This is a genomic window from Streptomyces rimosus subsp. rimosus (assembly GCF_000720725.1).
GTDB classification, from domain to species: Bacteria; Actinomycetota; Actinomycetes; order Streptomycetales; family Streptomycetaceae; genus Streptomyces; species Streptomyces rimosus_A.
Window position 1 is genome coordinate 1 of record NZ_JOCQ01000132.1, and the last position, 20,914, is coordinate 20,914.

A 20,914-nucleotide genomic window follows, 5' to 3' on the forward strand; every position below is an offset into this window, starting at 1 on the left:
CCCCTCGACCTGGCTGCCTTCGGCACCCCCTCCCCCGGCCCCGGCGACGACGTGATCCACCTGTCCGACGCCACCCGCAGCGCCTACCGCAAGGTCATCGTCCGCGGCGACCGGCTCGTCGGCGGCATCCTCCTCGGCGACCTGGACGCCGTCGGCACCCTCGCGCGTACCTGGGAAGCCGACGACCCGCTCCCGCCGACGGCCCCCCTCCTGCACCTCCTCACCACCGATACCGCCACCCCTTCCCACCCCGACGGAGGCTCCTGACCATGGCCGCAACCGCCGTTCCCACCCTCGTGCTCATCGGCCACGGCATGGTCGGCCAGCGCTTCCTCGAAGCCCTCGCCGACCGCGGCGTGACCGAGCGGGCCCGGGTGGTCGTGCTGTGCGAGGAGCCGCGCCCCGCGTACGACCGGGTCCAGCTCACCTCGTACTTCTCCGGCCGCACACCGGAGGACCTGTCCCTGATCGACCCGGATTTCATGGCCCGGCACGGCATCGAACTGCACCTCGGCGACCCGGCCACCGCCATCGACCGCGCGGCGCGCACCGTCACCGCCCGCTCCGGCCTGACGGTCGCGTACGACACGCTCGTCCTGGCCACCGGCTCGTACCCGTTCGTGCCGCCGGTGCCCGGCGCCGACAGCGCGGGCTGCTTCGTCTACCGGACCGTCGAGGACCTGCTCGCCATCGAGGAGTACGCCAAGAACTGCCGCACCGGCACGGTCGTCGGCGGCGGCCTGCTCGGCCTGGAGGCGGCCGGTGCCCTCAAGGGGCTCGGGCTGCGGACCCGCATCGTGGAATTCCAGCCGCGGCTGATGGCGGTGCAGGTGGACGAGGGCGGCGGCAGCGCGCTGCGCCGTACCGTCGAGGAGATGGACATCGACGTCCACACGGGCGTCGGCGGCAAGGAGATCGTCGCGGGCGGGGACGGGGCCGTACGGGCCATGGAACTGTCCGACGGCTCGCGCGTCGAGACCGACCTGGTGATCTTCTCGGCGGGGGTGCGCCCGCGCGACCAGCTCGCCCGCGACTGCGGGCTGGCGGTGGGCGAGCGCGGCGGCATCGTCGTGGACGAGCGGTGCCGTACCGAGGACCCCGCCGTGTACGCGATCGGCGAGTGCGCGCTGGCCGCCGACGGCAAGGTCTACGGCCTGGTGGCGCCCGGTTACGAGATGGCCGCGACGGCAGCGGCCACCATCGCCGGTGACCATGAGGCCGCCGCCTTCACCGGCGCCGACACCTCCACCAAGCTCAAACTCCTCGGCGTGGACGTGGCTTCCTTCGGCGACGCGCACGGCGCCACCCCCGGCTGCCTCGACGTCGTCTACGCCGACTCCCGCTCCGGGGTCTACAAGAAGCTGGTCATCGGCGCGGACGGCGAACTGCTCGGCGGTGTGCTGGTCGGCGACGCCGAGTCGTACGGCCTGCTGCGCCCGCTCACCGGCACCGTGCCGCCGCTCGCCCCCGAACAGCTCGTGCTCCCCGCGGGCGCCGGCGCACCCGCCGGCGCCCTCGGACCCGCCGCGCTCCCCGACGACGCGGTGATCTGCAACTGCCACAACGTCACCAAGGGCACCATCCGCTCCGCGGTCTCCGAGCACTCCTGCACCACCGTGCCCGAGGTGAAGAAGTGCACCAAGGCGGGCACCGGCTGCGGCAGTTGCGTCAAGGCGCTGACCACCCTGGTCAACGACGAGCTGACGGCCGGCGGCGTGGTGGTCGACCAGGGCCTGTGCGGCTGTTTCCCGCACACCCGCGCCGAGCTGTACGAGATCGTCCGCACCCGCCGCCTCACCTCGTACGCCGAGCTGCTGGACGGCCACGGCCGGGCGGAGGCGCGCGGCGGCGACGGCTGCGAGACCTGCAAGCCGACGGTGGCCTCGATCATCGCCAGCCTCGCCCCCACGGTCGGTGCCGACGGCTACGTCCTGGACGGCGAGCAGTCCGCCCTCCAGGACACCAACGACCACTTCCTCGCCAACCTCCAGCGCAACGGCTCGTACTCGGTCGTGCCGCGCATCCCCGGCGGCGAGATCACTCCGGAGAAACTCATCACCATCGGCGAGGTGGCCCGCGACTTCGGCCTCTACACGAAGATCACCGGCGGCCAGCGCATCGACCTGTTCGGCGCCCGCGTGGACCAGCTCCCGCGCATCTGGGCCCGTCTGGTCGACGCCGGCTTCGAATCCGGCCACGCGTACGGCAAAGCCCTGCGCACCGTGAAGTCGTGCGTAGGACAGACCTGGTGCCGCTACGGCGTCCAGGACTCCGTCCGTATGGCCATCGACCTGGAACTGCGCTACCGGGGCCTGCGCTCCCCGCACAAACTCAAGTCGGCCGTCTCCGGCTGCGCGCGGGAGTGCGCCGAGGCCCGCGGCAAGGACTTCGGCGTCATCGCCACCTCCAACGGCTGGAACCTCTACGTCGGCGGCAACGGCGGCGCCGACCCGCGCCACGCCGACCTGCTCGCCCAGGACCTCTCCGACGCCGAACTGATCCGCCTGATCGACCGCTTCCTGATGTTCTACATCCGCACCGCCGACCGCCTGGAGCGCACCTCCGCCTGGCTGGAGCGCATCGAGGGCGGTCTCGACCACGTACGCGACGTGGTCGTCCACGACTCCCTCGGCCTCTGCGGCGAACTGGAGTCCCTGATGGCCGCGCACGTCTCGGCCTACCGCGACGAATGGGCCGACACCCTCGCCGACCCCGACCGCCTCGCCCGCTTCGTCTCCTTCGTCAACGCCCCCGGAGCCCCCGACCCGGCCGTCCGCTTCGTCCCCGAACGCGACCAGATCAAACCGGACCTTCCCCTGCTGTCCGGCCCGACGCTCCCCGTACGCACGCTGGCCGACGCACCGACCGCCTCCGGCACCCGCACCCTGGAAGGGACCGCCACCCGATGACACTCGCCGTATCGCTCCCGACGGAACAGCGACCCGACCACCAGGAGGACAGCCACTGGCTCCCGGTGTGCGACCGCTCCGCCCTCACCCCCGGCCGCGGCGTCGCCGCACTCCTCCCCGACGGCGGCCAGGTGGCCCTGTTCCTGGACCGCGCGGGCCGCCCGTACGCCATCGACAACCGCGACCCGTTCACCGGCGCCTACGTCCTCTCCCGCGGCCTGACCGGCTCTGCGGACGGCCGCCCCTTCGTGGCCTCCCCCCTCCTCAAACAGCGCTTCGACCTCGAAACGGGCACCTGCCTGGACGACCCGGCGGTATCGGTGCCCGTCTACCGGGTACGGGAGATCAACTGACCGGGTCACGCCCCGCTGTTCCCGCGTCCGGGGGACGGCGCTGCCCGTCGGCCACGCACAGGGATTCCGGCGACCGCGACCCCGCCCGGCCTCGGCGTACTCTGGTGCCCCCGATGCCCCGACGAAGGAGCGCAGCAGGCGTGACGCGTTGGAACACGAGCCATATCCCCGACCAGACGGGCCGTTCGGCGGTCGTCACCGGGGCCAACAGCGGTATCGGCTATGTCACCGCCCGCGAGCTCGCCCGCCGGGGCGCCCGGGTCGTGCTGGCCTGCCGTGACGAGTCGCGTGGCCATACGGCGCTCGCCCGGCTGCGGTCCGAAGTGCCGGCCGCGGAGGCCGAGTTCCGGCAGCTGGACCTGGCGGACCTGGCGTCCGTACGGGCCTTCGCGGCCGCGCTCGACGACTTCGACGGGGACCGTCTGGACCTGCTCATCAACAACGCCGGTGTCATGGCGCTGCCGCAGCGCCAGACCGCCGACGGCTTCGAGATGCAGTTCGGGACGAACCACCTCGGTCACTTCGCGCTCACCGGCCTCCTCCTGCCCAAGCTCCTCGGTACGCCGGGCGCGCGCGTCGTCACCGTCTCCAGCGGCTTCCACGCGCTGGCCAACGTGAAGCTGAGCGACCTGAACAGCGAGCGCGGGTACCACCGCTGGATCGCCTACGGCCGTTCCAAGAGCGCCAACCTGCTCTTCACCCACGAGCTGTCGCGCCGCCTCGCGCGGGCCGGTTCGCGGGTCCTGGCGGTCGCCGCGCATCCGGGGTACGCCGACACCAACCTCCAGACCGCCGGCGTACGGATGGAGGGCCGTACCCGTGCCGAGCGTGCCGTGACGCTGCTGAACCGCGTCGTCGCGCAGCCCGCCGAGTCCGGCGCGCTGCCCACGCTGTGCGCCGCCACCGCCCCGCACATGAAGCCGGACGCCTTCCTCGGCCCGCGGGGCGCCGTGCGCGGCGGGCCCGCGACGTCGTTCCGCGCCCCGTGGACGACGGATGACGCGACCGGCGAACGGCTGTGGGCGGCGTCGGAGGAGCTCACGGGTGTGACGTATGACTTCGGCGGGGTGGGGGGCTGAGCGAAGAGGGCGCGGGCAGACCTGCCTCTCCCCCCTCCCCGCCCGTCACCTCAACCCCGACGCCTCGAACACCCCCCGAGCCCCGTCCCCGTCGATGCGTTCGCCCAGCGCCCGCAGCACCTCGTTGCCCGAACGCAGCAGCCCGCGCTCGCGGGAGAGCCGGGCGCCGGTGTCCAGCAGGTGCCACAGGACCGGGTTGCCGGTGAGGGCCTTGGGGTCGATTTCCACGCGGTTGTCCATGATGTCGCGCAGGACCAGCCGGGGCGCCATTCCGTCACTGCGGTGTACGAGGACCAGCAGGTCGGTGCGGACGCGGTGCTCGCACAGCAGCCCGCGTACGGCGAGCCAGTCCGCGCCGGCGGTCACCCGTGCCGGGAAGAGCGCCGCGAAGAGCACCACCGCGAGGGCCGTCCAGCAGGCCGCGCGGAGCGGGTCGATGGTGTGTGCGGCCAGGTCGACGGCGAGCATGATGGCGAGCACCGTGGCCGTACCGCAGGCCGCCGCGCGCAGTTCGCGCGCCCAGCGGCGGTCCCGGTACGCCGCCGGGCCGTACACCGGGGGTGGAAGGGCGTACCCCTCCCGCGTATACCGTCCATCGCGCACCTCCCGGTCCCGCCGCGCGCCGGCGCCCGCGCCGGCGTCCCAGTCGTCTTCGCCGCCCTCGCCGTGGGCCGTGGACCCGGCCCCGCTTTCGCCTCGCCGTCCCATGGCGCGAGGCTAGGACCGCGGCGCCCGGACCGTGGGGATGTTGATGCGGCACTGATGGCGGTACGACGAACCTTTACGCAGCGCTGACGAGACGCGTGCCCTCCGTTCGTACCGGTTCCGGCCATGCCGCCGCCCGGTGCCCCGCCCACCCGGTGCTGGGGCCACCCACCCGCGTCGGCCCGCCCCCACCGGGCATCAAGAACCCGTGAAGATGCCCGGACCACCCGCAAAGGCCACGCCAAGAACCGGCGCGTCCGTACACACCGGCACGCACGCTGGGCTGGCCCTGTCACCGGAGTTCTCCACCCGACCGGCGATCTCGTCCCGACCAGGGGACTCGTTCCGACCAGGGTTCTCTTCCCGATCAGGGTTCTCTTCCCGCAGCGCACGGAGGTACGGCGAAAGATGTCGATGGTGTGGAAGCCCACGGGCCGGGCCGCGGGCCACAGGCCGCCGGATACCGGAGCCCCTGGCCACAGCTCCCCGCTGAGCGCGCCGCCGTCCGCCCCGGCTCCCGAGCCGGACGCCCGGCACCGCCTGACCTCCGTGCAGGGCCTCGCCGCCCTCTCCCTCGACGCGATGGCGTCGGTCGCGTACGGGCCCGAGTCGGTCGTCCTGGTGCTGGCCGCCGCCGGCGCGTACGGCCTCGGCTGCACCCTCCCGGTCACCCTCGGCATCGCGGCGCTGCTCGCGGTCCTGGTCGCCTCGTACCGCCAGGTGATCGCGGCGTTCCCGAACGGCGGCGGCTCGTACGCCGTCGCCAAGGCCCACCTCGGACGCCGTACGGCCCTGGTCGCCGCGGCCTCCCTCATCCTCGACTACGTCCTGAACGTCGCCGTGTCCGTGACGGCCGGCATCGCCGCGCTGACCTCCGCTTTCCCGGCGCTGTACGGCCAGCGGCTGTGGCTGTGCCTGGCGGTGCTCGCCCTGGTGACCGGTGTGAACCTGCGCGGCATCGTCGACACGGCGAAGGTGTTCATCCTGCCCACCGCCGTCTTCGTGGGCTCGATCCTCGCCGTCGTCGCGGTCGGCCTCTTCCGCGACGCGCCCGCCTCCACACTCTCGGCCGACGGCCACGCCTCCGTCCTGTCCGGCAACGTCACCTCCGTCGGCGCGCTCCTGCTCCTGAAGGCGTTCGCCGCCGGATGCTCGGCGCTGACCGGCGTCGAGGCGGTGGCCAACGCCGTACCGTCCTTCCGCGCGCCCGCCGTCAAGCGCGCCCAGCGCACCGAGGTCGCCCTGGGCGCCCTGCTCGGCGTGATGCTGATCGGCCTGTCGGTGCTCATCGGACGCTTCCACCTCCAGCCGGTCGAGGGCGTCACCGTCCTCGCACAGCTCGCGGACGCGTCCCTAGGCCACAACTGGGCGTTCTACGTCGTCCAGTTCGCCACCATGGTGCTGCTCGCGCTGGCCGCCAACACGTCGTTCGGCGGACTGCCCGTCCTGATGAGCCTGCTGGCCCGCGACAACTACCTGCCGCACGTCTTCGGCCTCAAGGCCGACCGGCAGGTGCACCGGCACGGCGTCCTGGCGCTGGCCGCCGTCGCCGCCGTACTCCTCGTCCTGTCCGGCGGCGACGTGAACACCCTGGTCCCGCTCTTCGCCATCGGCGTGTTCGTCGGATTCACCATCTGCCAGGTGGGCATGGTCCGGCACTGGCGGCAGGAACGATCCGCCGGGTGGCACGGCAAGGCCGTGCTGAACGGTTTCGGCGCGCTGCTGACCGGTGTCTCGGCGGTCATCGTCACGGCCACGAAGTTCACCGAGGGCGCCTGGCTGATCGTCATCGCGCTGCCCGCCCTCGTCCTCGGCTTCGGCGCGGTCCACCGGGCGTACGGCCGGATCGCGGACCGGCTGCACCTCGGCCGGATCCCCGAACCCCCGCACCGCGACCGCTCGCTGGTCGTCGTCCCCGTCTCCCACCTGTCCAAGCTCACCTGCGAGGCGCTGAACGCGGCGGTCTCGCTCGGCGACGAGGTGGTGGCCGTCACCGTCACGTACGCCGCCCCCGAGGACCGCCGCGCGGCGGAGTCCCTGCGCCGCGACTGGGAACTGTGGAACCCCGGCGTCGACCTCCTCGAACTGCCCTCCGCCAGCCGCACGGTGGGCCGCCCGGTCGCCGCGTACGTACGCGAACTCCGCGACCGGCACCCCCATACCCGCGTCACGGTCCTCATCCCCGAGGTCGAACCCGCCCACCTGTGGCAGCGCCTCCTCCAGAACCAGCGCGGCGCGGTCGTCGCCCACGCGGTACGCCGCACGACGGACGCGACGATCTGCCGGTTGCGGATTCGGTTGTCGGGGTAGGGGGCGCACGGGATGCGTTGGTTAGCCGGTCAGCCGGTCAGCCGGTCAGCCGGTTAGCCGGTTGGCCGGTTGGCCGGTCACACACCTCTTGCGCCCCGCTGGGTCCCAGCCTTCCCTGGCCTCGGCATCCCGCATACGCTCGGACCGCTTCAGCGTGCGTGCCTGCCAGTTCCCGGTCCGTGAGGTGACTTCCATGCCCGGTTGGATCGACCTGGCCTACACGACGGCCGGCGGAATCATCGGCGCCGCGGTGACCAACCACCTGTCCCGGAACCAGGAGCGCCGGCAGCTGCGCGCGGCGGTCATGCAGCAACTTCTCCGTGTCACGGCGGTGCGCGACACGCTGTGCGGCATCGCGCCCGCCCAGGCCGGGAGCGGGCCGCGTCACCTGGGCGAGACATCCCCGCCGGCCACGGCCCGTTTCGGCGTCATGGGCGTCACGCGAGACGGCCACGACGTCGCGCCGGCCCAGCAGGAGGCGATCGCCGGCCTCGTGGTGGCCGCGCTCTCGGCCGGTGTCCCCCGTAGGCTCCTCGACTTCGCCGGAGGGGGCGAGGAACGTGCCCTGCAATGCGACATCATCGCCTTGCTCGACCACCGCCTCGGAGGTGTCCTGGGGGATTCGCTCGGAGAACTCATGCGGCAGAGCGAGGAATATCGGCAAGCGACGGCCCAGCATCTGCTCAGGGCCTTGTGGCACCCGTGGCAGGCCCGGTTACGCATGCGCGCCCTCCTCCGCACCATGCGACGCGACGTCGAAGCGCTCCACCGCAGGCAGGAAGCGGCCATGTCCGTCCTGGCCCGGCCGGAGCACCGCGATGCGCTCGCCGAGCGACTCGGTGAAGCTTCCGGCCCTCGTGAGGTTTCGATCTGACTCGGTTTTGGGGCGCGGCTCGTACGGCGGATGAGCGCGCCGAACGATATCCCAACGCCAGGCCTTCCGCCCGCCATTGAAGGTCGCCCCGTCAGCAGATCGGCGAATTTACTCCCCACCGAAACGATCTTGACTGGGCGTTTAAGTATCTTTGTGACCGGCGCCATATGGGTCGGCCCTTTTCGCCAACGAGGGTGGGTATGTCCCTGCCATGGGGACAGGAGTATGGGAAAGGTGTAAGTGTTTATGCGTATCGGCCTGCGTCCAGCGGTGACGAAGTTCGCGGCCACCTCCACGTTCACGCTCAAGCTGCCCAAGGGCGACCACGCGGTCGTCACCGGCCCCGGCCTCCGGATAATCAACGCCGACGGAAAGGTCGTCGGCGGTATGACGCGGCTCGATATCAAGGACAAGGCCGGGCACGTCCACAAGGCCATCTGGACCCTCAAGGGCAACCGGCTCACGCAGAAGGTCTCCGACGTGAAGGGTTCCACGATCGAGGGTGTCGTGGTCCGGCCGGCGAAGCCGGGCCAGGTGACTACACGCATGGACTGGACCTGCTTCATGGACGGCGTGGAAGCCGTCGGGGGCGGCCTCGGTGTCGCTGCCAGCGGCGCAGGCGGCCTGCAAACCGGTGGGGCGTCACTGGCGGCCACCTGGGGTCTTCTCACCGGGACGTCGGCGGCGGCCAAGGGCGTCGCCGATCACTGCTTCTAGGGGCCGTTGTTCATGCTTCTCGGACGGATACTCGCCGCCATCGCGCTGGCTGGCGGGCTCGTGACGACAGGGCTTGCCATATGGCAGGGCGACACCTGGTCCATCATCATCGGCATTCTCTTGATAATCAGCTCAAGCATGACTACCGCCGTAGTCTGGCGGGCCCGTAAGTAGGATCGCACCCCGGCAGCTACGCCGGCACGCCGGTTTCCCGCCACAGGCGCATGTTCACCGTGTTTCACCGTCGGGTGGTGGCGTGCGGGCGTAGTTCCGGTTTCCGCCCCTTATTTTCCGGAACCGGGGGGCTGGAGCTCCTGTTCCGTGGGATCCTCCCGTTCGGGCTGGTCGGGCGCGCGCACGAAGTCATGTGCGGAATTGTCCGAGGACTGCCCGCCCCAGTGCGGCAGCATGCGGTCGCATCCGGTCTGCGGGTGATTTCCCATCGGTGTCAGCGCCAGGTCCGAGGCGAGGAACGGCACAATGGAGTAACCACCGTTGCACATCGGCAGCACGTAGAACCGCTGCGCCTCCATCTCCTTGTTGTTCGGGGTCTTCGGGTCCTGCGGGTCCGTGAAGCGCATGCCGTCCCGAAGAGCGTTGGGATTGACCGCCAGCCGCTTGCCCTCCCGCTTGTTCTCGAAGCTGTAGATGGTGTTGTTCTTGTAGTAGCCCACCAGGTGGGCCACCCACAGGTGCCGCTTGTTGTCGATGTTCTCGACGGGATCGGTCTCGATCTGGAGGTCACCGTTGTGCGTGAGATAGCCGCCTGTCACCCGGTGGATGATCATCATCTCGCGCTGGTGCTTCACGGAGGCGACGAAAGTGTCGAGGGTGTTGGGGTACATGGCGATGCCCTTTCCTGGTCGGCACGTGAGAGGAGCTGGCGGGCGAGGGTGGCGGCGGTCCGGCCCATGGGCCTGCGCACGCCCGTCCGGTACGGAGATCGAGATCGATACGGAGGCCGCTACGGAAACCGGCACGGAGATCCGCGGTGCGTGGCACATGGCACTACGAGGGCGGCCTTACGCGGGGCGGGGACGCCGCAACCACTTGTTGCGACGGCGAGGATCACCGGACGGCCTGCCCGGCGCCGACGGCGCTACTCGCCGTCTCTTCCCCCGCGAAGCGACGCGGTCGCCCGGCCGTTCACCGCACCAACTCGCTCACGCATGGCATGCCCACCCATTGGCACCGGACACCCGCATATGCCCCTCGTCCGAAGCGTCCGCCATGCACGCGCGTAGGTTCAGCTGATATGAACAGCGCCTGCCCCGCGCCGAACCACCGCAGGCGTACGCCCGGGGCTCGGCAACCGTGACGTACGCGCGGGGTGGCCGACAACGAGCAGGTCCCCGGTCTTGCCGAGCCCCGGCGCCCGGTGCGACAACGTCTCCATGCCGACCGTACCCACGCCCGCGCCCACACCGGCGCCCGCCGACAGGCCCGCGCCCGCTTCCGCCGCTGCGCCCGACACGGCCCCGGCTCCGTACCCGGCCACACCGCCGTACCAGGGCTTCCCTCTTCGCCACCCCGCCCACCCGCCGGTACGCCTGCTCACCGGTCCGGAAAGCGCCGAGTTTTACGGCCCGGTCTTCGGCCTCACCGACGTGACGCCCCTCGACTGCGACCTCACCGTCCAGCACCCGGGCACCCCGATCGGCGAACGCATCACCGTGACCGGCCGCCTCCTGGACGACCGGGGGCACCCGATCCCCCACCAGCTCATCGAACTCTGGCAGGCGAACGCCGCCGGCCGCTACGCCCACCAGGGCGACCAGCACGACGCGCCCCTGGACCCCAACTTCACCGGTGCGGGCCGCGCCCTCACCGACGCCGCCGGCCGCTACGCCTTCACCACGATCAAGCCGGGACCGTACCCGCTCGGCACCCCCGGCGACCCCTGGCGCGCCGCGCACCTGCACTTCTCCCTTTTCGGCCGCGCGTTCACGCAACGCCTTGTCACGCAGATGTACTTCGAGGGCGACCCGCTCCTGGCGTACGACTCGGTGCTGCACGCGGCGCCGAACGCTGCGGCCCGCCGCCGCTTGATCGCCACGTACGCCCCCGGGCCGCCGCTACCGGGCCGCCCCATGTCTCTCACCTACCACTGGGACATCGTCCTCGGCGGCCCGGCCCCGACGGCCGCCCCCGCCTGACGTCCAGCTCACACCACACGGTCTTGCCGATCTCCCGGTCCCGCACCCCCCACCGCACGGCCACCTCCTGTACGAGCAGCAGCCCCCACCCACCGGTGCCGTCCATCCCTGGCTCCCGTACCGCCGGCCGGGCTTCCCCCTTCGCATCACTGACCGCCACACGCAACACCTCTTTCCCGACCGTCAGATGCACCCGCACGAGCCGCCCGGGTACCTTCCCGTGCACGATCGCGTTCGTCAGCAGCTCCGCCAGCACCAACTCGGCGTCGTCCACGAGATGCCCGTACCCCCACTCCCAGAGCAGCCGGGCCATCCGATACCGCGCGAGCCGCACGGTCCTGGGGAACGGCGTGTAGTCGAGCAGGTCCTCGTAGAGGACGGTTTCCACGGGGTCATGCGGAGAGATCATCGACGCCACCTCCGAGTACGAGCAGCACCGCGCCGTCTGGCGCAGTTGCGCGAGTGGTTCGCTACGGACGGTAATGGCGCTCGCGAGATCCACTCAACCTCTCCTTGGGAAATATCCACCGATCGAGGTTGCCGTCCCCTGCCCTCACGCAGCACACTGACCGCATTACGCAGAGGAGCCGCCAAGTGACAGCAGGTCAGGCTATGCAGGGCAACAGCACGTCAACCGTCCTGGGGCGCAGACTCGGTGGCGAACTCCTAGCCCTCCGCGCAGCCGCGGGATTGACGCAGCCCCAGGCCGCAAAGGTGCTGAGCGCCTCCACAGCGAAGGTCGCCAAAATGGAACGCGGTTGGGTACCCATCCGCGACCCCGACATCCGCGCGCTCTGTGACCTCTACGGCACCCGAGACCCGCACACGGTCGGTGGCCTCCTCGAACTGGCCCGCCTGGACCGTGAGCGCCGGAAGGCGAAGGGGTGGTGGAGCAGCGCCCCCGTCGCGCCCGCGATGAGGGAGTACGTCGCCCTGGAGGGCGCGGCAACGACCATCAGGGCGTGGCAGATCGCGTACGTCCCTGGGCTCTTGCAGACGGAGGGGTACGTACGAGCGCTCAACCCGGATCGCCACTTCGTAGCCGGACGGCTCGCCCGACAGCGGCGTCTCGACGAGGAGCCCCCGCTCCACTTGCGCGCAGTTCTTTGCGAGGCAGCTCTGCGCAACCTCGTCGGGGGCACCGAGGTAATGGGTGACCAGCTGGCGCACCTGGTCAGGTCATCCGAGAAGCCGAACGTATCGGTACGGGTTCTGCCCTTCCGTGCGGGTGCGCAGCTGGGCATGGGATGCGCCTTCAACATCATCTCGTTCGCGGAGCCAGGCGCAATGGACGTGGTCTACATGGAGGCTCTGCATGCCCAGGCTTGGGTCGAAGGTGGACAGGAAGCTGCCCGCCACGACGAGGTGTTCGAAACAATCTCAAGCCAAGCGCTCGACGAGCAAGAGACGCGAACGTTCATCTCCAACGTCAGCAAGGAGCTGTGAATCATGCCTGAGTTCGTCTTCCGGAAGTCCAGCTACAGCGATCACGAACACGAATGCGTCGAGGTGGCAGCCAACCTCCCCCACACCATCGCGATACGTGACTCCAAGCGCCCGCAGGACCCCACCCTCCACGTCACCCCCGCCGCCTGGACAGCCTTCCTCACCATGCTGCTCCCGCACCCATAACCCGGCCCGTGCGGCGCCCGCCCTACGCCACCTCCACCCCGGATATCCGGTACTTGCTCACCTCCGCGCCAAGAATCGCCGCCGCCTGCTCCGGCTCCGGACCGCTGCCCCGGAATGCCTCAAGGTCGGCGTCGGACTCCCAGCGTTCGTACACGTTGATCCGGCCCGGGTCGAGGCGGTCGGCCGAGAGGGCGTAGTCCAGGCAGCCGGGGGACTTGCGGGCCTGTTCGACCACCGCGTCGCAGCCGGCCAGGTAGGCGACGCGGGCGTCGGGGGCGACGTGGAGCTGGCCGGAGACGATGATCATGGACTCCTCCTCGGGACAGGCGCAGGACACGGCCGCAGGGCCGTAAGCCGTCGACTCGCGAAAGCCCTGTACGAAGAGCATGCACCAAGGGTCTGACAATCGCCCTGACCAGCAACTTCCGTTCTGCTTCCGCTTCTTCGGGGCCCGCAGGGGCCTAGGTCGACCTCGCAGGGGCCAAGGGGCCAAGCTCAGGGCAGGGGGCGGGACCTCATCCCGACGAGGGCGGCGGCCGGCACCACTGCCACCAGAGCCGCCCACGGAAGCACCGCCACCGTGGTGGTGCCCAGCAGCCCGCCTGACAGAGCGCCGCCCCCGATGCCCAGGTTGAACGCGGCGACGTACCAGGAAGACGCCGCATCGGGGGCGGTGCTGCCCAGACGGAGAACGCTTGACTGCAAGGTCACCGGTAGTGCGGCGAACGCGACGCCCCACAGGGCCACGGCCGCGACAGCGACCGGTTGCAGGCGGGTGCCCGCGCCGAGCAGGATCAGCGAGACGGCCATCAGGGCGATGGCGCCGAGCAGGGCCGCCCGTGGCCGGCGGTCCGCCAGAACGCCTCCGCACCACGTACCCAGGAAGCCGGCCAGTCCGTACAACGCCAGCAGCATGCCGATGGCGGCCTCGCCGAAGGCGCCCACGTCGTGCAGCAGGGGCGTCACGTAGGTGTAGACCGTGAAGTGCCCCAGGATGAGCAACGCCGTTGCCCCCACCACGGGCCTCAGGCCGGGCAGACGCAGCACACCGACAAGACTGCCGGAGCGCGAGGGGTGGCGTTCGGGGAGGTCCGGCAGGAACCACAGGGCGGCGGCGAGTGCCCCGAGACCGAGGGCCGCCACGGCGCAGAAGGCGCCGCGCCACCCTACGGCTCCGCCGAGAGCGGTCCCCAGGGGTACGCCCAGGACGAGGGCCGCCGAGTTTCCCGCGAAGACGATGGATGTCGCGCGGCCGGCGCGTTCGGGCCCGGTGAGCGCGGCGGCGTACCCGGCGACGATCGACCAGAAGACTCCGTGGGCGGTGCCGCAGATGAACCGGCCGATCGCCAGCATCGGGTAGTTCACTGCGAGCCCGCAGAGCACGGTCCCCAGGAAGAAGACCGCACCCACCACGACGAAGAGGCGTTTGCGCGGCCAGCCCGCGGTCCAGGTGGTGAGCGGGGCCGCGGTCAGCCCGACGGTGAAGGCATACACGGTGACCAGCAGGCCCACTCGTGATCTCGCGATCTGCAGGTCGTCGCTGATCAAGGTCAGCAGGCCGACCGGCAGCAGCTCGGTGGTGACGACGACGAACGTCGTGGTGGCCAGCACAGCCAGTCCGGCCCGGCGCCGTGCCCGAGACGCCATGGGCGGACGGGCCGGTCGCGCGCGGGGCGAAGCGGTCACACCGAGACCGCGGGAAGAGCGCCGAGGAACTCGCGGACGTGGCGCAGCCACGTCGCGCGGTCGGTCTCGTTGAGGATATGCGCCGCGCCGGGCAGTTCGATCAGCTTGGCGCCCGGGATGCCCGCCGCCAGGTCGTACGAACTCTCCGGCAGCACCAGCCGGTCGCCGGTGGGCGCTATCACCAGGGTGGGCGCGGTCAGCTTCTCCAGGTCCGGCCGGACGTCCACGCGGGACACCAGGTCGAAGTGGTCGAGCATGCCCGGGGGCATCCCGGCCAGAGTTTGGGCGACCGCCGCTTCGAGGCCGGCCGGCTCGATGTTCGTCAGGTCCGTCGGCGACAGGCACGAGAGGCAGGCGAGCCGTGCCACGTCCTCCCACAAGCCCGCGCCCGCCAGGTCCTTGATGAGCCGGGCGGCCAGAGCCAGGACGGGGTCCGCGACCGGGAAGCCGGCGGTGAGGACGAGTGCCCGGACCCGCTCGGGATGCCGGGCGGCGATCCGTACGGCCACGGCGCTGCCGAGCGACTCCCCGAGCACGGCGAACGACTCCTGGCCCGCCGCGGTGGCGGCGGCGACCAGCTGGTCGGCCAGGTCGTCCAGATCCAGAGGCCCGGTGACCACGGGGGAACCGCCCGCTCCCGGATAGTGCGGGCCGACGAGGGTGTGGTCCCGGGCGAGGTCGTCGAGGACGAGGCCGAAGTTTCCCTGGATGCCGCCACCGGCACCGTGGGCGAGCAGAAGTGCGGGGCCACTGCCCTGCACGAGAACATCGAGGTCGGACGGGGTGAGCGAGGAATCGGTGATCATGTGGCCGACGCTAAACTCCGACATCAGTGTCAGAGTCAAGTCGAGCATCGCGCACGGGGAGGTACGAGCCGCATGCGCATGAAGGAGATGGTCCGGCGCACGGGAGTCCATGAGCGGCTGCTGCGCTACTACGAGCAGCAGGGACTGCTGACGCCGGAGCGCCTGCCGAGCGGCTATCGCATCTACGGCGAGGCGGACGTCGAGACGGTGCGCCGCATCCGCTGTCTGCTGGCAGCCGGGCTCCCGACCTCCCTGATCGGTCAGGTTCTTCCCTGCATCCGGGCAGAAGACGACCGCCTCGTACCCACCTGCCCGGATCTGGTCGCCCAACTGCGACGGGAGAGCGAGCGGATCACCCAAGCCATCGAGGAGTTGCAGGCGTCCCGCACGATGCTCGACACCGTCATCGCCGCGGCACCTCTTCAGAGCGCCGGGGCACCGAGCTAGCCCCAGTCGATCGCGGCCGGGGGAACGTGACCGTGCGCCGGGTTCAGGCGGTCTGACCGTACGCCGGGTTCAGGCGGTCTGACCGTGCACCGGGTTCAGGCGGCCTGACCGAGGCCGACGGCGCCGGCCGGCCGGGCCTGCTCGCGCTACCTCCGTCATCGCCCCGCCACCGTTCACGACTCCACCGGCCGCGCCCCCACCAATCCCCCGTCCACCACCAGGTCCTGCCCCGTCACATACGACGCGTCCTCCGACGCCAGGAACGCCACCGCGGCGGCGACCTGGTCGGCCTGGCCGACGGCCTGGAGGGGGACTTCGGCGGCGAGGCGGGCCTCGGCGTCGGGGGCCGTGTTGGCGGCGCGGAACATCTCCGTATCGATGTAGCCGGGGCTTACGGAGTTGACGCGGATGCCGCGGGGCGCCAGGTCGGCGCCGAGGGTGCGGGCCAGGTTGTGGACGGCGGCCTTCGTGGCCGAGTAGGCCGTGGCCACGGGCATGCCGCGGTAGAGGGTCCAGGAGGCGTTCAGGACGATGGCGCCGCCGCGGTCCATGAGACGCAACGCCTTCTGGACGGTGAAGAAGACGCCCTTGAAGTTGACGTCGACGGTGGTGTCGAAGTCCGCCTCGGTCAGTTCGGCGCTGGGCTTGAAGATGCCGACGCCCGCGTTGGCGAAGACGGCGTCGAGGGTGCCGCGCCAGGCTTCGATGTCCCGTACGAGCGCGTCCAGGTCGGGCAGGGAGGCCGCGTCGGCGCGGACGGCCAGGACGCGGTCCGGGGCGTCGAGGCGCGCTGCCGCGGCGTCGAGTCGGGCCTGGTCACGGCCGGTGATGACGACGTACGCGCCCTCGTCGAGGAACCGGCGCGCGGCGGCGAACCCCATGCCGCTGGTGCCGCCGGTGATCAGGACTGTCTTGTTCGTGAAGCGGTTCATACGAGAGATGGTGCGGGCGCGCGCCGATTCGCAGGAGTGCGTGCTGAACCTGGGTGTGGAAACACCAGGCTGCCGCGGTGGCCGGTCCGCGCGGGAACACCGGGGTGCCGTGCGGTGCTCACTCCTACGGACGCCGTCACCGGCCGGTTTCGCGCAGGTGCAACGCGTCCTTCATGCGGGTACGGCAGAGTAGGCGCTCGCGGCGGGCGGTGATCGTCGATCACGTGCGCGGCGGGACGACACCGGTGGACACACGGAACGGCCAGGCAGGCAACAGGTAACGGCGCACGAGCCACGCAGGGGGCGATCGGCATGACACGCGGCAGCGGCACAGGCTTCGGTATCGGCAGACGGCGGCTGATCGCCGCGGCCGGGGGCGCGGCGCTCACCGGCGTACTGGCGGCTTGCGGCTCCAACACCGGTCGCGGCGGGCAGGGTTCGGGGCCCGCGCTCAGCCAGTGGTACCACCAGTACGGCGAGCCCGGTACCGAGGCGGCCGTGAAGCGGTACGCCGCCGCGTACGACAAGGCGCGGGTCACCGTGCAGTGGCGGCCCGGCGACTACGACCGGCAGACCGCCGCCGCGCTGCTGACGGACTCCGGTCCGGACATCTTCGAGGTCGACGGGCCGCGGCTGGACCAGATCAAGGGCGGTCAGATCGCGGATATGACCGAACAGATCGAGTCGGTCAAGGACGACTTCAATCAGGCCGTGCTCAAGCCGAAGATCTGGGACGGGAAGATCTGGGCGGTGCCGCAGACGATAGACACCCAGTTGCTCTTCTACCGGAAGAGCCTGCTCAAGGCGGCGGGGGTGCAGCCGCCGCAGAGCGTCGACGAACTGGTGGAGGCGGCCAGGACGCTTACCCGGCACCACCGGAAGGACAAGGTCAAGGGACTGTTCCTGGGCAACGACGGCGGGGCCGCGGTGCTGGGTGGCACGCCGCTGTTCGCCGCGGGGCTGAGTCTGATCACCGATGACGGGAAGGTCGGCTTCGACGATCCGGCCGCCGCCCGCGTCCTCGGCAAGGTCCGGCAGCTGTACGCCGACGGATCGCTGCTGCTCGGGGCGCCGACCGACTGGTCCGACCCGGCGGCCTTCATCCAGGGGCTGACCGCCATGCAGTGGTCGGGACTGTGGGCGTTGCCGCAGGTCAAGAAGGCCGTCGGGGACGACTTCGGGGTCCTGCCGTTCCCGGCGGACGGCGCCGGCGGGCGGCCCACGGTGCCGGTGGGCGCGTACGGCTCGGCGGTCAGCGCGCGCAGCAAGCATCAGAAGGAGGCGAAAGCGTTCGTGAAGTGGCTGTGGGTGGACGGGACCGACAAGCAGCAGGACTTCGCCCTCTCGTACGGCTTCCACATCCCCGCCCGCATCTCGCTCGCCAAGAAGGCGAAGCAGCTCAAGGAGGGCGCGGCGGCGGAAGCGGTGCGCTTCGCCACCGATCACGGCTTCGCCGAGCCGCTGCTCTGGACCACTCCGAGCCGCACCGCCTACCAGGACGCGCTGAATCACATCATCAAGGACGGCGCCAATCCGGAGACGGAACTGAAAGCAGTCGTGCGGAAGGTCAACTCGGAGTTGCAGCGGGCGAAGAAGAAGTGAAGGTGGATGTGGGCCGGATGACGGCGAGCGGGAAGGCGGCGAGCGGGAAGGCGGCGGTCAGGCGGCGCGGTGGTGCCGTGGCGGGCGAGGCCGGCGGCGGAAGCGCCGGCGGGCTGCGACGCTTCCGCGGCCCCCAGAACCGGAACTTGTGGTTCTGGGCATTCGTCGGACCGTTCGCGATCGGTCTCGCGCTGTTCACGTACGTACCGCTGGCCTGGAGTGTCTATCTCAGCTTCTTCGATGCCCACAACACGGTCAGTCCGACGGACTTCGTCGGGCTGGACAACTACGTGTCGATGCTGGGCGATCAGGCGTTCCTGAGCAGCCTGGGGACGTTCCTGCTGTTCACGGCCTTCATCGTGCCGACGACCTATGTGGTGTCGCTCGCCCTCGCGCTCATGGTCAACCGGCTGCGCTTCGCCCAGGCCTTCTTCCGCTCGGTCTTCTTCCTGCCGACCGCATGCTCGTACGTGGTCGCCGCGCTCATCTGGAAGCTGTCGATATTCAACGGGGTCCGGTTCGGGCTCGCCAACACCGTGCTGGGGTGGTTCGGCGCGGACCAGACCGCCTGGCTGTCCACGTCCGACCCGCCCTGGTACTGGCTGGTGATCGTGACCGTACGGCTTTGGCTCCAGGCCGGTTTCTACATGATTCTGTTCCTGGCGGGACTGCAACGGATCTCTCCGCGACTGTACGAGGCCGCGGCGGTGGACGGCGCACGGCCCGGCTGGCAGACGCTGCGCCACATCACCCTGCCGCAGCTGCGCGCGACCTCGGTCGCCGTCGTCCTGCTCCTGGTGATCAACGCGTTCCAGGCGTTCGACGAGTTCTACAACCTGATGTCCGACGCGCGCGGCTACCCGCCGTACGCCCGTCCGCCACTGGTCTACCTCTACTACACCGCGCTCGGCCAGGAGCAGAACCTGGGACTGGGGAGCGCCGGCGCGGTCATCCTCGCGCTGATCATCGCGGTGGCGACCGTCGTACAGGCCCGCTGGTTCGGGCTCGGACGGAAGGAGGACTGAGCGTTGACGCGCATCTCGAAGACGGGCGGGGCACGGTTGGGTAGGGCGTGGTCGGGCGGCTCGCGGTCGGTTGAGGGGTCGTCGGGTACGGCGCGGTCGGGCGGCTCGCGGTCGGGCGAGGGGGCATCGGGTACGACACGCCCGGGCGGCTCGCGTGGAGCGCGTACACGAGCGGCCGGGCGCCCGGTGGACCCTCGCGTACGCACCGGGCGTGCGCTGCGCGCCGTGATCGTCACCATCCTCGCCGTCCTCTTCCTCATCCCCTTCTACCTGCTCGTACGCAACGGCCTGGCCACCGAGCAGGACATCACCGCCCCCGACTGGACCTTCTTCCCGCGCGACATCCAGTGGTCGAACCTGACCGAAGTCTTCGCCGATCCGAACCTGTCGCTGGCGCGGGCGCTGCTGAACTCCACGCTGATCGCGGTCTCCACCACGGTCGGCACTGTGCTGCTCGCGTCGCTGGCCGGGTACGGGCTGGCGCGCATCCCGTACCGGCACGCGAACGTCGTCTTCTACGCCATCCTCGGCACCCTGATGGTCCCGGCGGCGGTCACCTTCGTCCCCAGTTTCGTCCTCGTCTCGACGCTCGGCTGGATCTCCACGCTGCGCGGCCTGATCATCCCCACCCTGTTCAGCGCTTTCGCCTGCTTCATCTTCCGCCAGTACTTCCTGGGCTTCCCGAAGGAGCTGGAGGACGCGGCGCGGGTGGACGGGCTCGGTTACTGGCGTACGTACTGGCGCATCGTGGTGCCCAACTCGCGCCCGGTCTTCGCGGCCGTCGGCACGATCGTCTTCATCGGGGCGTGGAACGCGTTCCTGTGGCCGCTGGTCATCGGGCAGGACCGCGAGTCCTGGACGGTACAGGTGGCGCTGTCCACGTTCACCACGGCCCAGAACCTCAACCTGCACGAGCTGTTCGTCGCCGCGGCGGTCTCGATCGCACCGCTGGTGCTCGTCTTCGTGCTGTTGCAGCGATACATCGTGGCGGGAGTTGAACGGTCCGGGATCGACGACTGAGGGCGGGGCGGGGGCAACGGGCAGCGGGGGGCAACGGGCGGTAGAACCACCCGTCGACGAAAGCTCAGTGGACCGACGACGAAAGTCGGTAGCCGGGCGCATGGCGCCTGTGGGGATACTCGGTCATGAGCGATACGACGAAGCCGGCACCGGGCCAGGGCCCCGCCGCTCCCGCCCTCACCGTCGGCGAGCACGACCCGGAGCTGGTCAAGCAACTGGAGGACGGACTCGACGCCTTCAACGCCGCGGCCACGGACCACGCCGAGGAGGCCGAGTTCTCGGTACGGGTGACGGACGCGGACGGCGAGTTGATCGGCGGCCTGAGTGCCCGGGCCTGGGGCGGGTTGTGCGACATCCACCTGCTGTGGATACGGGAGGACAGCCGCGCGCAGGGCTGGGGCGCGAAGCTGCTGCGGGCCGCCGAGGAAGAGGCGATACGACGCGGCTGCGACCGCGCCGCGGTGTCCTCGTACACCTTCCAGGCACCGGGGTTCTACCAGCGGCAGGGGTACGAGGTGGTGGGCCGTGTACCCGGGATACCGGGTGGTCATGAGGACGTGTATCTGTTCAAGAGGTTGGGGTGAGGCGGGGCTGGGTTGAGGAGGGGCTGGGCTGGGTTGAGGCTGGGGTGAACTGAGGCGGGGGCGAGGTGGTGCGGGGG

The 20,914-nt window shown here is 70.6% G+C and carries 21 protein-coding genes and 1 pseudogene; 15 read left to right on the forward strand and 7 right to left on the reverse strand.

Annotation, left to right across the window (positions count from 1 at the left end):
* The 4 genes and pseudogenes from IH45_RS0138245 to IH45_RS0138260 form a co-directional block, all read left to right on the forward strand.
* Positions 1–267 (forward strand): annotated as a pseudogene (locus IH45_RS0138245) (NAD(P)/FAD-dependent oxidoreductase); the annotation flags it as partial.
* 2 nt (positions 268–269) lie between these two features.
* Positions 270–2,909: a nitrite reductase large subunit NirB gene (nirB, locus tag IH45_RS0138250; protein ID WP_030680050.1), complete on the forward strand. Its 2,640-nt coding sequence runs from the start codon at positions 270–272 to the stop codon at positions 2,907–2,909.
* Entirely contained in the window at positions 2,906–3,262 is a 357-nt protein-coding gene (gene nirD / locus IH45_RS0138255; protein ID WP_030680053.1) for a nitrite reductase small subunit NirD, read from the forward strand. Before nirB ends, nirD begins: the two co-directional genes overlap by 4 nt.
* A gap of 140 nt (positions 3,263–3,402) precedes the next feature.
* On the forward strand, positions 3,403–4,341 hold the full coding sequence (locus IH45_RS0138260; RefSeq protein WP_030680055.1) for an oxidoreductase: 939 nt from the start codon (positions 3,403–3,405) through the stop codon (positions 4,339–4,341).
* Between the two features lie 45 nt (positions 4,342–4,386).
* On the opposite strand, the gene IH45_RS0138265 is transcribed toward IH45_RS0138260, so the two are convergent.
* On the reverse strand, positions 4,387–5,049 hold the full coding sequence (locus IH45_RS0138265; protein ID WP_234440834.1) for a hypothetical protein: 663 nt from the start codon (positions 5,047–5,049) through the stop codon (positions 4,387–4,389).
* A gap of 405 nt (positions 5,050–5,454) precedes the next feature.
* On the opposite strand from IH45_RS0138265, the gene IH45_RS0138270 reads away from it, so the two are divergent.
* The 3 genes from IH45_RS0138270 to IH45_RS0138280 all read left to right on the forward strand — a co-directional run bounded on the left by IH45_RS0138270 (position 5,455) and on the right by IH45_RS0138280 (position 8,947).
* Positions 5,455–7,356: an APC family permease gene (locus IH45_RS0138270; protein ID WP_030680057.1), complete on the forward strand. Its 1,902-nt coding sequence runs from the start codon at positions 5,455–5,457 to the stop codon at positions 7,354–7,356.
* Positions 7,357–7,549: 193 nt separating this feature from the next.
* Positions 7,550–8,230 carry a hypothetical protein gene (locus tag IH45_RS0138275; protein ID WP_234440835.1) on the forward strand — a complete coding sequence of 227 codons (681 nt, stop codon included), beginning with the start codon at positions 7,550–7,552 and terminating at the stop codon, positions 8,228–8,230.
* Between the two features lie 246 nt (positions 8,231–8,476).
* Positions 8,477–8,947: a hypothetical protein gene (locus IH45_RS0138280; protein ID WP_030680059.1), complete on the forward strand. Its 471-nt coding sequence runs from the start codon at positions 8,477–8,479 to the stop codon at positions 8,945–8,947.
* 284 nt (positions 8,948–9,231) lie between these two features.
* On the opposite strand, the gene IH45_RS0138290 is transcribed toward IH45_RS0138280, so the two are convergent.
* Positions 9,232–9,792: an RICIN domain-containing protein gene (locus IH45_RS0138290; RefSeq protein WP_030680060.1), complete on the reverse strand. Its 561-nt coding sequence runs from the start codon at positions 9,790–9,792 to the stop codon at positions 9,232–9,234.
* 549 nt (positions 9,793–10,341) lie between these two features.
* On the opposite strand from IH45_RS0138290, the gene IH45_RS0138295 reads away from it, so the two are divergent.
* A complete protein-coding gene (locus tag IH45_RS0138295; RefSeq protein WP_030680061.1) occupies positions 10,342–11,103 on the forward strand; it encodes a dioxygenase family protein in 762 nt (253 codons plus the stop codon).
* On the opposite strand, the gene IH45_RS0138300 is transcribed toward IH45_RS0138295, so the two are convergent.
* Positions 11,045–11,512, reverse strand: coding sequence for an ATP-binding protein (locus IH45_RS0138300; protein WP_032919146.1), 468 nt, complete (start codon positions 11,510–11,512; stop codon positions 11,045–11,047). The two genes, IH45_RS0138295 and IH45_RS0138300, sit on opposite strands and share 59 nt — an antisense overlap.
* 185 nt (positions 11,513–11,697) lie before the next feature.
* On the opposite strand from IH45_RS0138300, the gene IH45_RS0138305 reads away from it, so the two are divergent.
* On the forward strand, positions 11,698–12,549 hold the full coding sequence (locus IH45_RS0138305) for a DUF5753 domain-containing protein (protein WP_324607977.1): 852 nt from the start codon (positions 11,698–11,700) through the stop codon (positions 12,547–12,549).
* A gap of 3 nt (positions 12,550–12,552) precedes the next feature.
* The gene (locus IH45_RS0138310) at positions 12,553–12,735 is read left to right on the forward strand and encodes a DUF397 domain-containing protein (RefSeq protein WP_030680069.1); all 183 of its coding nucleotides are present in this window, start codon (positions 12,553–12,555) and stop codon (positions 12,733–12,735) included.
* A gap of 22 nt (positions 12,736–12,757) precedes the next feature.
* On the opposite strand, the gene IH45_RS0138315 is transcribed toward IH45_RS0138310, so the two are convergent.
* The 3 genes from IH45_RS0138315 to IH45_RS0138325 form a co-directional block, all read right to left on the reverse strand.
* Positions 12,758–13,123 (reverse strand): putative quinol monooxygenase, encoded by a 366-nt coding sequence (locus tag IH45_RS0138315; protein WP_234440836.1) that lies wholly within the window; start codon positions 13,121–13,123, stop codon positions 12,758–12,760.
* Between the two features lie 107 nt (positions 13,124–13,230).
* Complete coding sequence (locus IH45_RS0138320) at positions 13,231–14,382, reverse strand: MFS transporter (protein ID WP_030680076.1); 1,152 nt, start codon at positions 14,380–14,382, stop codon at positions 13,231–13,233.
* A 35-nt stretch (positions 14,383–14,417) separates the two neighbouring features.
* Entirely contained in the window at positions 14,418–15,227 is an 810-nt protein-coding gene (locus IH45_RS0138325; protein WP_050515477.1) for an alpha/beta fold hydrolase, read from the reverse strand.
* Between the two features lie 72 nt (positions 15,228–15,299).
* On the opposite strand from IH45_RS0138325, the gene IH45_RS0138330 reads away from it, so the two are divergent.
* Complete coding sequence (locus tag IH45_RS0138330) at positions 15,300–15,674, forward strand: MerR family transcriptional regulator (RefSeq protein ID WP_030680082.1); 375 nt, start codon at positions 15,300–15,302, stop codon at positions 15,672–15,674.
* A gap of 173 nt (positions 15,675–15,847) precedes the next feature.
* On the opposite strand, the gene IH45_RS0138335 is transcribed toward IH45_RS0138330, so the two are convergent.
* Entirely contained in the window at positions 15,848–16,606 is a 759-nt protein-coding gene (locus tag IH45_RS0138335) for an SDR family NAD(P)-dependent oxidoreductase (protein ID WP_030680084.1), read from the reverse strand.
* 312 nt (positions 16,607–16,918) lie between these two features.
* Between IH45_RS0138335 and IH45_RS0138340 the strand changes: the two genes are divergently transcribed.
* The 4 genes from IH45_RS0138340 (at position 16,919) to IH45_RS0138355 (ending at position 20,837) form a co-directional block, all read left to right on the forward strand.
* Positions 16,919–18,208: an ABC transporter substrate-binding protein gene (locus IH45_RS0138340; RefSeq protein WP_030680086.1), complete on the forward strand. Its 1,290-nt coding sequence runs from the start codon at positions 16,919–16,921 to the stop codon at positions 18,206–18,208.
* Positions 18,209–18,225: 17 nt separating this feature from the next.
* Entirely contained in the window at positions 18,226–19,233 is a 1,008-nt protein-coding gene (locus tag IH45_RS0138345) for a carbohydrate ABC transporter permease (RefSeq protein ID WP_234440837.1), read from the forward strand.
* A gap of 186 nt (positions 19,234–19,419) precedes the next feature.
* Positions 19,420–20,253 carry a carbohydrate ABC transporter permease gene (locus IH45_RS0138350; RefSeq protein WP_030680092.1) on the forward strand — a complete coding sequence of 278 codons (834 nt, stop codon included), beginning with the start codon at positions 19,420–19,422 and terminating at the stop codon, positions 20,251–20,253.
* A 125-nt stretch (positions 20,254–20,378) separates the two neighbouring features.
* Positions 20,379–20,837 carry a GNAT family N-acetyltransferase gene (locus IH45_RS0138355; protein ID WP_030680095.1) on the forward strand — a complete coding sequence of 153 codons (459 nt, stop codon included), beginning with the start codon at positions 20,379–20,381 and terminating at the stop codon, positions 20,835–20,837.
* The last annotated feature ends 77 nt before the right edge of the window (positions 20,838–20,914 follow it).

Bases quoted from the DNA above. Each gene is read 5' to 3' on its own strand.
- nirB (WP_030680050.1), top strand. From the start codon at position 270: ATGGCCGCAACCGCCGTTCCCACCCTCGTGCTCATCGGCCACGGCATG.
- nirD (WP_030680053.1), top strand. From the start codon at position 2,906: ATGACACTCGCCGTATCGCTCCCGACGGAACAGCGACCCGACCACCAG.
- IH45_RS0138265 (WP_234440834.1), bottom strand. From the start codon at position 5,049: ATGGGACGGCGAGGCGAAAGCGGGGCCGGGTCCACGGCCCACGGCGAG.
- IH45_RS0138270 (WP_030680057.1), top strand. From the start codon at position 5,455: ATGTCGATGGTGTGGAAGCCCACGGGCCGGGCCGCGGGCCACAGGCCG.
- IH45_RS0138275 (WP_234440835.1), top strand. From the start codon at position 7,550: ATGCCCGGTTGGATCGACCTGGCCTACACGACGGCCGGCGGAATCATC.
- IH45_RS0138280 (WP_030680059.1), top strand. From the start codon at position 8,477: ATGCGTATCGGCCTGCGTCCAGCGGTGACGAAGTTCGCGGCCACCTCC.
- IH45_RS0138290 (WP_030680060.1), bottom strand. From the start codon at position 9,792: ATGTACCCCAACACCCTCGACACTTTCGTCGCCTCCGTGAAGCACCAG.
- IH45_RS0138295 (WP_030680061.1), top strand. From the start codon at position 10,342: ATGCCGACCGTACCCACGCCCGCGCCCACACCGGCGCCCGCCGACAGG.
- IH45_RS0138300 (WP_032919146.1), bottom strand. From the start codon at position 11,512: ATGATCTCTCCGCATGACCCCGTGGAAACCGTCCTCTACGAGGACCTG.
- IH45_RS0138310 (WP_030680069.1), top strand. From the start codon at position 12,553: ATGCCTGAGTTCGTCTTCCGGAAGTCCAGCTACAGCGATCACGAACAC.
- IH45_RS0138315 (WP_234440836.1), bottom strand. From the start codon at position 13,123: ATGCTCTTCGTACAGGGCTTTCGCGAGTCGACGGCTTACGGCCCTGCG.
- IH45_RS0138320 (WP_030680076.1), bottom strand. From the start codon at position 14,382: ATGGCGTCTCGGGCACGGCGCCGGGCCGGACTGGCTGTGCTGGCCACC.
- IH45_RS0138325 (WP_050515477.1), bottom strand. From the start codon at position 15,227: ATGATCACCGATTCCTCGCTCACCCCGTCCGACCTCGATGTTCTCGTG.
- IH45_RS0138330 (WP_030680082.1), top strand. From the start codon at position 15,300: ATGCGCATGAAGGAGATGGTCCGGCGCACGGGAGTCCATGAGCGGCTG.
- IH45_RS0138335 (WP_030680084.1), bottom strand. From the start codon at position 16,606: ATGAACCGCTTCACGAACAAGACAGTCCTGATCACCGGCGGCACCAGC.
- IH45_RS0138340 (WP_030680086.1), top strand. From the start codon at position 16,919: ATGACACGCGGCAGCGGCACAGGCTTCGGTATCGGCAGACGGCGGCTG.
- IH45_RS0138345 (WP_234440837.1), top strand. From the start codon at position 18,226: ATGACGGCGAGCGGGAAGGCGGCGAGCGGGAAGGCGGCGGTCAGGCGG.
- IH45_RS0138355 (WP_030680095.1), top strand. From the start codon at position 20,379: ATGAGCGATACGACGAAGCCGGCACCGGGCCAGGGCCCCGCCGCTCCC.